This window comes from Actinoplanes sp. CA-252034, assembly GCF_050956125.1.
GTDB lineage: Bacteria > Actinomycetota > Actinomycetes > Mycobacteriales > Micromonosporaceae > Actinoplanes.
Genome location: NZ_CP191846.1, coordinates 860,563 through 873,690, shown reverse-complemented (window position 1 = coordinate 873,690; position 13,128 = coordinate 860,563). Strand labels below are relative to the sequence as shown.

At 71.2% G+C, this 13,128-nt stretch carries 11 protein-coding genes and 1 pseudogene; 5 read left to right on the top strand and 7 right to left on the bottom strand.

Annotated elements, in window-relative coordinates:
- The first annotated feature begins 43 nt into the window (after positions 1 to 43).
- Entirely contained in the window at positions 44 to 604 is a 561-nt protein-coding gene (locus ACQPZW_RS04105) for a Uma2 family endonuclease (protein WP_433793495.1), read from the top strand.
- 2 nt (positions 605 to 606) lie between these two features.
- Here ACQPZW_RS04105 and ACQPZW_RS04100 read toward each other — a convergent pair whose 3' ends face one another.
- The 4 genes from ACQPZW_RS04100 to mca all read right to left on the bottom strand — a co-directional run bounded on the left by ACQPZW_RS04100 (position 607) and on the right by mca (position 6,604).
- Positions 607 to 2,586, bottom strand: a complete 1,980-nt coding sequence (locus ACQPZW_RS04100; RefSeq protein WP_433793494.1) for a thioredoxin domain-containing protein — start codon at positions 2,584 to 2,586, stop codon at positions 607 to 609.
- A gap of 9 nt (positions 2,587 to 2,595) precedes the next feature.
- Positions 2,596 to 5,082: a putative bifunctional diguanylate cyclase/phosphodiesterase gene (locus ACQPZW_RS04095; RefSeq protein ID WP_433797417.1), complete on the bottom strand. Its 2,487-nt coding sequence runs from the start codon at positions 5,080 to 5,082 to the stop codon at positions 2,596 to 2,598.
- 273 nt (positions 5,083 to 5,355) lie between these two features.
- Entirely contained in the window at positions 5,356 to 5,646 is a 291-nt protein-coding gene (locus ACQPZW_RS04090) for a hypothetical protein (protein ID WP_433797416.1), read from the bottom strand.
- A gap of 76 nt (positions 5,647 to 5,722) precedes the next feature.
- Positions 5,723 to 6,604, bottom strand: a complete 882-nt coding sequence (mca, locus tag ACQPZW_RS04085) for a mycothiol conjugate amidase Mca (RefSeq protein ID WP_433793493.1) — start codon at positions 6,602 to 6,604, stop codon at positions 5,723 to 5,725.
- Between the two features lie 116 nt (positions 6,605 to 6,720).
- Here mca and ACQPZW_RS04080 point away from each other — a divergent pair, with 116 nt between their 5' ends.
- The gene (locus tag ACQPZW_RS04080; RefSeq protein WP_433793492.1) at positions 6,721 to 7,140 is read left to right on the top strand and encodes a DUF4307 domain-containing protein; all 420 of its coding nucleotides are present in this window, start codon (positions 6,721 to 6,723) and stop codon (positions 7,138 to 7,140) included.
- A gap of 144 nt (positions 7,141 to 7,284) precedes the next feature.
- Positions 7,285 to 7,779, top strand: coding sequence for a transcription elongation factor GreA (gene greA / locus ACQPZW_RS04075; protein ID WP_360300780.1), 495 nt, complete (start codon positions 7,285 to 7,287; stop codon positions 7,777 to 7,779).
- Positions 7,780 to 7,904: 125 nt separating this feature from the next.
- On the opposite strand, the gene ilvA is transcribed toward greA, so the two are convergent.
- The 3 genes from ilvA to ACQPZW_RS04060 form a co-directional block, all read right to left on the bottom strand.
- On the bottom strand, positions 7,905 to 9,170 hold the full coding sequence (gene ilvA / locus ACQPZW_RS04070) for a threonine ammonia-lyase (RefSeq protein WP_433793491.1): 1,266 nt from the start codon (positions 9,168 to 9,170) through the stop codon (positions 7,905 to 7,907).
- 96 nt (positions 9,171 to 9,266) lie between these two features.
- Positions 9,267 to 10,625 carry an amidase gene (locus ACQPZW_RS04065; protein ID WP_433793490.1) on the bottom strand — a complete coding sequence of 453 codons (1,359 nt, stop codon included), beginning with the start codon at positions 10,623 to 10,625 and terminating at the stop codon, positions 9,267 to 9,269.
- Between the two features lie 26 nt (positions 10,626 to 10,651).
- Positions 10,652 to 11,803, bottom strand: a complete 1,152-nt coding sequence (locus tag ACQPZW_RS04060; protein ID WP_433793489.1) for a cystathionine gamma-synthase — start codon at positions 11,801 to 11,803, stop codon at positions 10,652 to 10,654.
- A gap of 24 nt (positions 11,804 to 11,827) precedes the next feature.
- Between ACQPZW_RS04060 and ACQPZW_RS04055 the strand changes: the two are divergent.
- A pseudogene (locus ACQPZW_RS04055) lies at positions 11,828 to 12,273 on the top strand (HIT family protein).
- A gap of 2 nt (positions 12,274 to 12,275) precedes the next feature.
- On the top strand, positions 12,276 to 12,935 hold the full coding sequence (gene msrA, locus ACQPZW_RS04050) for a peptide-methionine (S)-S-oxide reductase MsrA (RefSeq protein ID WP_433793488.1): 660 nt from the start codon (positions 12,276 to 12,278) through the stop codon (positions 12,933 to 12,935).
- Positions 12,936 to 13,128: the final 193 nt, after the last annotated feature.

Sequence of the window (13,128 nt, the reverse complement as noted above, 5' to 3'; positions counted from 1 at the left end):
TCACGACACGGTGGCACCCGTTGCTCGCCATTAGCATTGCGGTATGAGCGCAGAGGCAATCGGCAGGCTGATGCCTAAGACCATCACCCTCGACGACCTCGCCGCCATGAACGGAGCCGACGATCACGGGCGTCGATACGAGACAAGCACACACGCAGTCCTGTCTGTGGTCCCGCCCCCCGATGGAAAGCACGCCAAGATCGCCACTCGCCTGATGTCATGGTTACTGAGGGCAGGTTGGCCCGATGATCAGATCCTGCAGGTCCCCGGTATCCGGATTCCCGGCGCCGTCGGTCATGCCGGACGGATTCCGGACTTGACCGTGTGGTCGCACGAGCCAGGTGATGCGGTGTGGCTAGACCTCGACGGCCTTCTGCTGGTTATCGAGATCATCTCGCCCGGCTCCGAGGCGACCGACAGGTTCACCAAGGTCAACGAGTATGCGGGCGCCGGCATCCCGCTGTACTGGACGGTGGCACGCGACACCGCGAACACGGTGACGATGTATCGGCTGTCGAACGGCGCATACCAGGTCACGGCGGAAAAGCCGCTCCGCTGGCTACTCCAGTCAGACCCGCATGATCATCTTCCGATGGAGCACTGAGATCACCCCTTGAGACGGGTGAGCAGGTCGTCGGACGTGGTGACCGGGCGGTCGCAGACGAAACCGCGGCAGACGTAGGCGGTGGCTGCACCGTCGGTCAGCGGGCGGTCGGCCAACAGCGGCACACCCGGTTGGTCCGGCGCGCCGGCGACGATCACCGAACCGCCCGGCGCGTGCCGGTGGGCGGCCTCCACCAGCGGATCCGCAGGATCGTCGGTGGCCACCGCAATCTCGAAGGGCCCGGTCAGCGCGGCCTCGGCGACCGTGGCGGCATATCCGGCGAACCGCGGGTGACCCTCGATCAGGGGCCCGAGGGTGGCCAGCGCCGCATCGGCCGCCTCCCGATAGGACGTCTCACCGGTCAGCGCCGCAAAGGCGACCAGCGCCGCACAGATCGCCGACGCACCGGACGGGGTGGCGTTGTCGGTCGGGTCGGCCGGCCGGGCGACCAGCTTCTCCGCGTCGTCGGCGGTGTCGTAGAACCCACCCTGCCCATTGCCGAACCGGGCCAGCGCGACGTCGAGCAACTGCCGGGCCAGGTCGAGCCAGCGCGCCTCACCGGTCAGCTGGTGCACGGCGAGGAAGCCCTCGGCGACACAGCCGTAGTCCTCCAGCACCCCGGCCGGCTCACCGACCACGCCGTCCCTGGAGACTCGGCGCAGACGACCGCCGACGACGTGCCGATCGGCCAGCACCTCGGCCAGCCGGATCGCCGCCGCCCGGGACTCCTCGGTCCGGTGCTCGGCCAGCGCGGTGATCGCCAGCCCGTTCCAGGAGGCGACCACCTTGTCGTCACGGGCCGGCTGCGGCCGCTCGGCACGGACCGCGAGCAGCCGCCGCCGGACGTCACGCCAGCGCTCCACCAGCGCCGGGTCGGCCTCGTCGATGTCGCGGGCCAGCACCAGCACGCTCCTGCCGTGCTCGAACGTGCCCCGCGTGGTCACCCGGAACAGGTCGGCGGCCCAGATGCCGTCCTCCTCGCCGAGCGCCGCGATCAGCTCGGCGGGGGTCCACGCGTACGTCAGACCCTCGACCCCGTCGGTGTCGGCGTCCAGAGCCGACGCCAGGCCGCCCTGCGGGGTGCCGAGATCACGGAGCAGGAACGCGGCCGTCTCGTCGGCGATCCGGCGGGCGAAGGCGTCGCCGGTGATCCGCCACAGCTGCGTGTACGCCCGGAGCAGCAGCGCGTTGTCATACAGCATCTTCTCGAAGTGCGGCACCGTCCACGTGGCGTCCACCGAATACCGCGCGAACCCACCGGCCAGCTGGTCGTAGATGCCGCCCCGGCCCATCTGCTCGCACGCGTGCCGGACGATCTCCAGCGCCTCCGCCGACCCGGTCCGCTCGTGGTGGCGCAGCAGGAACAGCAGGTTCATGTGCGGGGGAAACTTGGGGGCGCCGCCGAACCCGCCATACCTCTCGTCCTGCTCCTTGGCCAGGCCGGAGGCCGACTCGGCGAGCAGCTCGGCGGAGATCGGCGCCGTCGGGCCGCCGACGAGCTGGGCGCCGCCGACCGCCTCGACCACCGCGGCGCCCTGCTGGATCACCGCGTCCCGCTGGTCCCGCCAGGCCTCCTGGACCGAGGAGATCAGCCGGGCGAACTGATCCTTGGGAAAATAGGTGCCGCAGAAGAACGGTTGTCCGTCGGGCGTGGCGAAGACCGTCATCGGCCAGCCGCCCTGCCCGGTCATCGCCTGTGTCGCGGTCATGTAGACGGCGTCGACGTCGGGCCGTTCCTCGCGGTCCACCTTGATCGCCACGAAGCTCGCGTTGAGCCGCGCCGCGATCCCCACGTCCTCGAAGGACTCGTGCGCCATCACATGACACCAGTGGCAGGCCGCATAGCCGACCGAGATGAGGACGGGCACGTCGCGACGCCGGGCCTCCTCGAACGCCTCCTCCGACCACTGCCACCAGTCGACCGGGTTGTCCCGGTGCTGCTGCAGATAGGGCGAGGTGGCGTCAGCGAGACGGTTGGCCATGCCCCCAGACTATGCCGTGCCGTCGGCCCTGAGCTGCGTGACATTCCCCGTGGCGGAGGCGGGGGCGGATCGGGCCAGCTGGGTGAGCGCCTGCACGATCTTGTCGGCCGGCATCGGCTTGCAGAAGTGGTAGCCCTGGGCGGACGGGCAGCCCAGCGCGATCAGGGCGGCCCGCTGCTCGATCGTCTCGATGCCCTCGGCGACCACCCGGACACCGAGGCGGACGCCGAGCTCGACGGCGGCCCGGACGACCGCACCGGCCGCCGCCGAGTCGATCATCTCGTCCACGAACGACCGGTCGATCTTGATCTCGTCGATCGGCATCCGGGTCACCGACGAGAGCGACGAGAAGCCGGTGCCGAAGTCGTCGAGGGACACCTGCACGCCGGACGTCCGCAGCCGGGCCAGCACCTCGTCGACGATCTCCTGCTCGCTGACCGCCACCGACTCGGTGATCTCCAGGACCAGGCGGGACGCGGGCGTACGGTGCCGGCGCAGCGCCTCGGTGACCTGGGCCGGGAAGGTCGGGTCGGTCAGGCTGCGCGCCGACACGTTGACCGAGACGGGCACGTCGATGCCGGCCGCCGTCCAGTCCGCGGCCGAGGCGAGGGCCAGATCGAGCACCCGCCGGGTGAACGGGATGAGCAGCTCGCTGCGCTCCACCGCGGGCAGGAACTCGGCCGGCGACAGGTAGCCCCGTCGGGGGTGCCGCCAGCGGACCAGCGCCTCCACCCCGGTCGGCGCGGCGGTCACCAGGTCCACCGCGGGCTGCAGATGCAACATGATCTGGTCGTCGGCGGCGAACGCGTCCTGCAGGTCGGCGAGCAGCGCCAGCTGGTCGGTGCTGCTGGCGTCCTGGCTGCTGTCGTACGTCCCGACGGTGACGCCCAGCTCCTTGGCCCGGTCGACGGCGATCGACGCGCGGCGCAGCAGCTCGGCCACCTCGGCCTCGCCGGCCGCGGCCACCGCCACGCCGACGGTCACCTCCACCGAGAGCCGGACACCGGCCGCCTGGACCGGCAGTCGCAGCTGCTCGACCAGCTCCCGGGCGCGGCGCAGAGCGGCCGGCAACGGGCTGGGCCGGGTCGGCTGCCATGCCGAGTCGGCCAGCGCCGTCACCGGCAGGAGCAGCGCGAACTCGTCGTCGCCGATCCGTGCCACCAGCTCACCGGGGCGGGCCAGCGCGGTGAGCCGACCGGCGGCCAGCCGCAGGACCTCGTCGCCGCCGCCGTGCCCGAGCGTGCTGTTGACCTGACGGAAGCCGACGATGTCGAGCAGCAGCAGAGCCACCTGGCGGTCCCGCTCCAGCGAGCGGAGCAGCGGGTCGCCCTCGCCGGCCAGTGCGAACCGGTTGATCAGGCCGGTCAGCGGGTCGTGCAGGCGCTCGTGGGCGACTCGCGCGTCCAGGTCGGTGATCCGCTGGTGGGCTGCCGCGTCGTGCAGGGCGCCGGCCAGCGCCTCGCCGAACGCCGCGATCGCCGCCTCGTCGCGGGGGCCCGGCAGGCCGGTGTCGCCGAGCCAGACGGTGAGCTCGCCCAGCTGACGGCCGGCGACGACCATCGTCCGGGTGACAGCCGGGCCGGACCGGGTGCCGGCGACGCCCTCCAGGCCGGGGCTGTCCTGCGCGTACCGCCGTCGGCCCTGCCCGGTGTGCACCTCCAGCTCGGCGCGGCTGGCGCCGAAGATGTCGAGGGCGCCGCGCAGGGCGGCCCGGGCCACCTCGGCCTCGCTGGCGCCGGACAGCCGGGTGGTGGCGGTCGCGAACGCCTCCCACATCCGGCGTTCCTCGGCGGCGCGCAGGTGGAAGCGGTAGGTGCGGTGCAGCAGCCAGAGGACCGGGCCGAAGGCGAGCAGCCAGAGCGGCTCCCGGATCAGCGCGTAGACGGCGAGGACGCCGACGATGACGTTGCCGACCGACATCGGCAGCTTGGCGTAGAGCACGCGGGCGGCGATCTGACCGGGCTGGGCGTCGCGGTGGAGCATCAGGGTGAGCACGACCAGCCCGAAGGTGATGAGCAGATAGGTGCCGGCGCCCGCCGCCAGGGCCAGGGGGAGCCGGGCGCTGTGCACCGGGGCGTCGCCGGCCAGCAGCGAGGTGACCAGGACGGCGCCGGCCACGCCGAGCGTCATCGAGGCGACCAGGTGGACTATCTCGGCGACGTTGCGCAGGCCGGTCAGCCAGGCGAGCAGGAGCCAGGCCGCGCCGGTGCCGGCCAGGGTCGCGGCGGGCAGCCAGCCGGCCGGCGCGACCACGAACCCGACCACCACGGCGGCCTCGGCCCAGCTCACCGAGACGGCGTCGGGGCCGAGCCGGAACCGGAGGCCGGCCAGTTGGGCGATGGCGGAGAGGACGGCGGCCACACAGACGCCGGTGGCCGGTGACAGGGGGCGGCCGCCGGTGGCCGGCACGGGTTGCAGTGCGCCGAGGATGACGGCCGCGGCGGCGGCTATCACGACGACGGCGGTGAGGATCCGTACCGGGCGCGGCCGGCTCATGGCGCCGGTCGCGCTGCTCCAGGACTCCCGGACGGCTCTCACGGCGACATCCGCGGGCGCACGGCACGATGCACGTGCAGATCGGTTACGGAGAGTTCGCGCCGGACAAGTGGCATGTCGGCGCCCCCTTCCGCGCAGGGTCCCGGGGCCGTGCGGCCCCCGGCGGAAGGCTAAATCAATCCTGTTGAACGCAACAGGGCTTGACGGGGCCGAGACGGACACACTCGTCGCGGAGGAGTCGAAACCACGCGCGGCCGCCGCCCGGCCCGATGATCAGGGGCGCTCGGCGTCGTCGCGCGGAGCGGGCGCGCCAGGCTCGGCGCGCACGCCCCCCACCTCGGCGTCTCCGACCTGCTCAGAGACCACCGATCGATCGGCCTCGACCTCGCCGGAGGCGGCGGCGGCGGAACGCTCGGCCGTGTCGCCGCCGGGGGCGATCTCTGACACACGATCCCGCTCCGACGCAAGAGGAAAACTGTCGGGAAGCCGACGGATGCGCTTGTTCATGTTGCGGATCAACAAAACGGTCGCCACACACATGAGGACGATGAGGAACAACCCCATCGGGCCGGCCAGGCCGCCCGATCGGGTGTCGCCGAAGTTGTTGACCGCGAAGTACTCCACGCCGCCAGAGTACTGCTCAGTGGGCGTCAACCTTCTCCCGGATGCCCGCGAACAGGTCGGACTCCGGAACCGGGCTGTCCACGAGTGAGCGGGCGAGCTCGAAGTCCTCGGTGGGCCACACCTTCTGCTGCATCTCCAGCGGGATGTGGAACCAGAACCCGTCCGGGTCGACCTGCGTCGCGTGGGCGCGCAGCGCGTCGTCACGAACCCCGAAATACTCTCCGCACTCGACCCGGGTGGTGATCTTGTCGCCGCGGTCGTCGCGGTCGGACCACTTCTCCAGCCACTCCGCGTACGGCGACTCCAGCCCCGCCGCCAGCATGCCCTCGTGCAGCGCCAGCATCCGCGCCCGGGTCCAGCCGGAGTTGTAATACAGCTTCGACGGCTGCCACGGCTCGCCCAGCTCCGGGTAGAGCTCGGGGTCACCGGCCTTCTCGAACGCCACGACCGACACCTTGTGGCACATGATGTGGTCGGGGTGCGGGTACCCGCCGTTCTCGTCATAGGTGGTCATGACGTGCGGCCGGAACTCGCGGATCAGCTTGATCAGCGGCTTGGCCGCCTCCTCCGGGTCCTGCAGGCCGAAACAGCCCTCCGGCAGCGGCGGCAGCGGGTCGCCCTCGGGCAGCCCGGAATCGACGAAACCGAGCCACGCCTGCTCGACACCGAGGATCTCGCGCGCCCGGTCCATCTCGGCGCGGCGGATTTCGGTGATGTCGGCGAGCACCTCGGGCCGATCCATCTTGGGGTTGAGGACACTGCCCCGCTCCCCACCGGTACAGGTCGCCACCAGCACCTGGACACCTTCGGCGACGTATTTCGCCATGGTGGCGGCGCCCTTGCTCGACTCGTCGTCGGGGTGCGCGTGCACGGTCATGAGACGCAATTGCTCGGCCACGGTTGTTGAGATCCTCTCGACCAGGCCTGCGGTCAGCGGGCCGGGATCGGCTGCGAAGATGGAACCCTGCCATTCTGGCCGATCCCCCCGACAACAAACGCACGAGAGGTCGTCAGGTGAGCGAGACGCACGCCACAACCCCCGTCTTCCCGCCCGGCCGGTATGGCCGTCGCCGTGAAGGCGGGCGGCGTCGTCTGCTCCCGATCGTGGCCACCGTGGTGTTCGGCGTCGGGCTCGCCGGCCTCACCTATGCCTACTACGACAAGTTCGGTCAGACCGACTACACCGCCGACATCATCGGGTGGAAGGTCTCGTCGGACGCCGAGATGGTGGTGGAGTTCCGGGTCCGGGTCCCCGAGGGCGGCGCCGCGATGTGCATGGTCCGGGCCCGTGACTACGACGGTTTCGAGGTCGGCCGCAAGCCGGTGACGGTGCCGGCGCCGGCCGGCGGCGGGACGGTCGACGTCAGCCAGCCGGTGCCGACCACGGCGCGCGCGTCGGTGGGCGACGTGATGGGCTGTCGCGCCGCGGGCTGACCCCGTCTTCGTCGAGATCCGACAACACTTCACCTTCCGGGCGGCTCGTATACCGCTGGTAAGCTTGGTAATTCGCTGCGTTCAGCATGTCGTCCCTCCGGGCGGCATGCTTCGACCATGCCCGTTCCAACAAGGAGATCGACCGTGTCCAGTTCCGAGGCGCCGAAGACCTGGCTCTCCCAGGACGCTCACGACCGGCTGCAGGCCGAGCTCGACGAGTTGATCGCCAACCGGCCGGCGATAGCGGCGGAGATCAACGCGCGGCGCGAGGAGGGCGACCTTCGGGAGAACGGCGGCTACCACGCGGCGCGTGAGGAGCAGAGCCGCCAGGAGGGCCGGATCCTGTACTTGAAGGAGTTCCTGCGCAACTCCGAGGTCGGCGAGATCAAGGCCGCCGACTCGGTCGGTCCCGGCTCGGTCGTGACGATCTACTTCGACGACGACCAGAGCGACACCGAGACCTTCCTGCTCGGCTCCCGGGAGATCTCCTCCACCACGAAGCTCAAGGTCTACAGCCCCGAGTCGGCCCTCGGCAAGGCGATCCTCGGCTCCCGCCCCGGCCAGACGGTCACCTACGCGGCCCCGAGCGGCGCGGACATCAAGGTCACCGTGGTCGAGTTCGGCCCCTTCGAGGGCTGACCCATCGGGTCCCACCGCTCGCGCGGTGTCGCTGAGACGGCGGCGACCACCACACCGGACTGATCAGCCAGACCGGACCGATCAGCGACGGAGCCCGCGGCGAGCATGCCGCGGGCTCTCGCCTGTCAGGGGGTGGTGTCGGCCAGCAGCGCCACCCGGTAACCGGCATCGCGCAGCGCCTTGATCAGCGCCGACGAGTGGGCCGGCCCACGCGTCTCGACCGACAGCGCCACCTCCACCTCGCCGAAGCTGAGCCGCGGGCTCTGCCGCGAGTGGTTGACGTCGACGATGTTCGCCCGCTGCGCCGCGATCTCCCGCAGCAGCCGGGCCAGCTCACCGGGCCGGTCCGAGCAGCGCACCGCCAGACGCAGGAACCGGCCCGCCGAGGCCAGCCCGTGCTCGATCACCCGCAGCAGCAGCATCGGGTCGATGTTGCCGCCGGACAGGATGGCCACCACCGGGCCGCCGGCCGGCACGTAGGCGCCGGTCAACAGGGCCGCCGCGGCCGCCGCACCGGCCGGCTCCACCACCGTCTTGTGCCGCTCCAGGAGCACCAGCAACGCCGCCGACAGGTCCTCGTCGTTGACCGTGACGATCTCGTCGACCAGCTTCGCGACGTGCGCGAACGTCAGATCCCCGGGGCGCAGGACGGCGATGCCGTCGGCGATCGTGGCGCACGACTCCAGCTTGCGGGGGGCGCCGGCCGCGAGCGAGGGAGGGTACGCCGCCGCGCCGCTCGCCTGCACCCCGACGATCCGGATGTCCGGCCGCAGAGCCTTGGCCGCGACCGCCAGCCCGGAGATCAGCCCGCCACCGCCGACCGCTGTCATGATCGTCGCCGCCTCCGGGCACTGGGCCAGGATCTCCAGCGCGACGGTGCCCTGCCCGGCGATCACGTCCGGGTGGTCGAAGGGGTGGATCAAGACCGCTCCGGTGGTACGGGCGAAGTCGTGCGCCGCCTCGAGCGCGTCGTCCACGCTGGTCCCGGCGTACTCGACGGCCGCGCCGTACCCCTTGGTGGCGGAGACCTTGGGCAGTGGCGCACCCTCCGGCATGAAGACGGTGGCCCGGGCGCCGAGCAGTCCCGCCGCGAGCGCCACCCCCTGGGCGTGGTTGCCGGCGCTCGCCGCGACCACACCCCGGGCCCGTTCCGCGGCCGACAGGCGGGAGATCCGGGTGTACGCCCCGCGCACCTTGTACGACCCGGCGCGCTGCTGGTTCTCACACTTGAGCCAGACCGGCACCCCGGTGATCTCGGTGAGCGGCCGGGACGGGATCAGGGGCGTCTCCTTGACGACCCCGGAGAGCAGGTCGCGGGCGGCTTCGACGTCGGCGAGGGTGAGCAGGTCGAGCGGAGTGCCGGAGACGGTCATGGCCACCAATCGTGCCATCCGGCCCCGGTCGCCTCGCAGGCCCGGCGACGCCCCGCGGCGACACGCCCGCCCCGGCGGTGTCGCCGGTCTGCCCGGCGCCACCGAAACCCGGCCTCAGACCAGCGCGTGACGCTGCCAGGGATTCGCGACCTCGAATTGACCGGCCACCGAGAGCAGCAGCAACTCGGATCCGGGCGGTCCGACGAGCTGGATCGCGAGCGGCAGGCCGTCCGGGCGGAAGCCGACCGGCACCACGATCGCGGGGAGCCCGGCGTAGTTCCACGGCGCCGCGTACGGCGCGTACGAGGCGTTGGCCCACATGTTCTTGCGCCACGGCGACGCGGAGTACTGCACGGCGGGCGGCGGCGCCGTCGCGAGCGCGGGCGTGAGCAGCAGGTCGATCGACCTGTCGGCGAAGAACTGGGTGGACCGCTCCCGCCAGGCGTCACGCTGCTTCTGCCGGACCAGCCCGGCCTTCATCACGGCCCGTCCGAGGGCGATGTGCCGGCGGGTCCGCGGCTGGAGGCGCTCGATCGGCAGGCCCTCCGAGTTCACGTACGCGCCGGCGAACCAGGTCGCCAGCACTCCCAGGGCCACGCCGGTCGGGTAGACCGGGTCGGCGGTGACCGTGTCGTGCCCGACGTCGACCAGCAGCTTCGAGGCCCTCGTGACGGCCGAGACGTTCGACTCGTCCGGTTTCACGCCGGCCGCCGGCGACCGCAGCGAGACACCGATCCGCAGTTTCGACGGCTCGACGAGCTTGGCCGGGGCCTGGCCGGCGAGGACCGAGAAGCCCAGCACGGCGTCGGCCACGGTGGTGGTGAGCACACCGTTCTCCACCAGGCCGAACCAGTCCTTGTCACCGAAGTCGACCGGCACCACGCCGCGACCCGGCTTGAGCCCGACCAGGCCGCAGCAGGCGGCCGGGATCCGGATCGAGCCCAGCCCGTCGTTGCCCTGCGCGATCGGCACCAGCCCGGCGGCGACCGCGGCGGCCGAGCCACCGGACGAGCCGCCCGGGGTCCGCTCCAGGTCCCACGGGTTACGGGTCGGGCCGTCCGCGTCGTCGGTGACGGCCCACAGGCCCATCTCCGGCATCTTGGTCACCCCGACGACGACGGCTCCCGCGCCGCGCAACCTCCGGACCACTTCGTGGTCGACTTCGGCAACCTCGGGGGTACGCGCGGCGGCCGAGCCGTGCCACGTGGGCAGCCCCGCCACCGCGGTGTTCTCCTTGACCGCCACCGGCACCCCGGCGAGCGGCAGGTTGGCCAGGTCCTCCTGGTCGTCGACCTTCTCCGCCTCGGTGATCGCCTCGCCGCCCCGGACCACCCGGAACGCGCCGAGGGCCGGGTCGGAGATGGCGATCTGTTCGAGATGGTCGGCCACGACCTGGGTGGCGCTCGCGTCACCGCGGCGCACCGCACGGGAGATCTGTTTGGCGGTGGCGCCCACCCAGGTCGTCGAATCCATCGCGCAGTTTCTCCAGCGTCGGTCTGTTATCCGAGAGCCTGCTCGAGATCGGCGAGCAGATCGTCAACGGTTTCGATGCCGACAGACAGTCGCACGAGATCGGCGGGAACTTCAAGCGCTGAGCCCGCAGCCGACAGATGTGTCATCTGACCCGGGTGCTCGATCAGGGACTCCACACCACCGAGCGACTCGGCGAGCACGAAGAGCTTCGCCTTGTTGCAGATCGCGATCGCCGCCTCCGGGCCACCCGCCGCGCGGAACGACACCATGCCGCCGAACCGGCTCATCTGCTTGGCCGCGACCTCGTGACCGGGGTGCGTCTCCAGACCCGGGTAGAGCACGCTCGCCACAGCCGGGTGCTCGCTCAGGTAGCCGACGATCCGCTCGGCGTTGTCACAGTGCCGGTCCATCCGTACACCCAGGGTCTTGATCCCCCGGAGGGTCAGCCAGGCGTCGAAGGGACCGTTGACGCCGCCCATCGCGTTCTGGTGGAAGGCCAGCTCCTCGCCGAGCCCGTCGGTCGCGGTGACCAGCGCGCCGCCCACCACGTCCGAGTGACCGCCCAGGTACTTCGTGGTGGAGTGGATCACCACGTCGGCGCCGAGGGCGATCGGCTGCTGCAGGTACGGCGAGGCGAACGTGTTGTCCACGGCGAGCATCGCGTCGTACTCGTGGGCGAGACCGGCCAGCTGCGCGACGTCGTTCACGTTCAGCAGCGGGTTGGTCGGCGTCTCGGACCAGATCAGCCGGGTGTGCCCCGGGCGGAAGGCGGCCCGCACCGCGTCGATGTCGTCCAGCGGGACGGCCGTCCAGTCCAGGCCCCAGCGCTCGGCGACCTTGCTGAACAGGCGGAACGTGCCGCCGTAGGCGTCGTTCGGGATGACCACGTGGTCGCCGGGCCGGCACACCGCACGCAGAAGGGTGTCCTCGGCCGCCAGGCCGCTGGCGAAGGCGAGCCCGCGCCGCCCGCCCTCGATCGCGGCCAGGCACTCCTGCAGCGCGTCCCGTGTCGGGTTGCCGGAGCGGCTGTACTCGTAGCCCAGGCGGGGGGCGCCGACGGCGTCCTGGGCGTAGGTGCTCGTCTGATAGATGGGTGGCACCACCGCACCGGTCCGCGGGTCCGGCTCCTGGCCGGCGTGGATGGCGAGGGTGTCGAACCCGTAGCTGTTAGCCGTCATGTTGCGCAAGGCTAGTCTCACCTGATGGCGGACTGCGTGTTCTGCGGCATCGTTTCGGGTTCCGTTCCGGCCTTCATGGTGGCGTCGTCGCCCGCGGGCCTCGCCTTTCTCGACATCCGCCCGGTCTTCAAGGGTCACGTCCTGGTCGTCCCCGCCCCCACGTGGTGACGCTCCCCTCACTGGAGGCCCACCTCCTGCCGGATTACTTCCGTTTCGTGCAGTTGTTGTCCACGGCGGTGCCGGCCGCGCTCGGCGCACAGGGCACCTTCGTCGCGATGAACAACGTCGTCTCCCAGTCGGTGCCCCACCTGCACACCCACGTCGTCCCCCGCACCAAGGGCGACGGCCTGCGCGGATTCTTCTGGCCCCGCCGCAAGTACGACAGCGACGACGAGGCCGCGGCGGTCGCGGACACCATCGGTAAGGAATACCTCCGTCTCAGCGTTGACGACATCGGACGAAGGGAGTGACCGTGTTCCTGCGGTACAAGAAGCTCGACCTGCCCACCGCCGAGACCGCGACGCCCGGCCGCGACGCCGAGCTCCGGGTCGCCGACACCCACACCGTGCTCGGCACCCCGATGAAGGGACCGTGGCCGGCCGGGTTCGAGGTCGCCGTCTTCGGAATGGGCTGTTTCTGGGGCGCGGAGCGGATCTTCTGGCAGCTGCCCGGCGTGCACTCCACGTCGGCCGACTACGCGGGAGGCTTCACCGCCAACCCCACCTATGAGGAGACCTGCTTCGGCACCACCGGCCACGCCGAGGTGATCCAGGTCGTGTACGACCCCGCGAAGATCGGCTACGCGGACCTGCTCAAGGTGTTCTGGGAGAACCACGACCCGACCCAGGGCATGCGCCAGGGCAACGACGTCGGCACGCAGTACCGCTCGGCGATCTACACCACCACGGACGCCCAGGCCGAGGCGGCAGCCACGTCACGCGACGCCTTCCAGCCGGTGGTGACCGCGGCCGGCCACGGCACGATCACCACCGAGATCAAGCCCCTGACGACCTACTACTACGCCGAGGACTACCACCAGCAGTACCTTTCCGACGCGAAGAACCCCAACGGCTACTGCAATCACGGTCCCAACGGCATGACCTGCCCGATCGGCGTCGCTCGGACGAACTGACGCTGCTCGCACGACCGGCGCCGGGGCCGGAACGGCGTTGATGGGAGTACCACGATTCCGCGGACCGCTGCGGAGGTCTCTGCCGCGTAAGGGCGCCGGCAGGCCTTCCCGTCACCGTGAGCCCGGTGATCAGGTGGGGAGGTCGGTGGCAAGCCGGCGGCTCGGATTTCACGCTGGCGATCGAAAAAAGTCG

Coding starts and splice junctions, on each gene's coding strand:
- ACQPZW_RS04105 (WP_433793495.1), top strand. CDS start 44: ATGAGCGCAGAGGCAATCGGCAGGCTGATGCCTAAGACCATCACCCTC.
- ACQPZW_RS04100 (WP_433793494.1), bottom strand. CDS start 2,586: ATGGCCAACCGTCTCGCTGACGCCACCTCGCCCTATCTGCAGCAGCAC.
- ACQPZW_RS04095 (WP_433797417.1), bottom strand. CDS start 5,082: ATGAGCCGGCCGCGCCCGGTACGGATCCTCACCGCCGTCGTCGTGATA.
- ACQPZW_RS04090 (WP_433797416.1), bottom strand. CDS start 5,646: ATGGGGTTGTTCCTCATCGTCCTCATGTGTGTGGCGACCGTTTTGTTG.
- ilvA (WP_433793491.1), bottom strand. CDS start 9,170: ATGGCACGATTGGTGGCCATGACCGTCTCCGGCACTCCGCTCGACCTG.
- ACQPZW_RS04065 (WP_433793490.1), bottom strand. CDS start 10,625: ATGGATTCGACGACCTGGGTGGGCGCCACCGCCAAACAGATCTCCCGT.
- ACQPZW_RS04060 (WP_433793489.1), bottom strand. CDS start 11,803: ATGACGGCTAACAGCTACGGGTTCGACACCCTCGCCATCCACGCCGGC.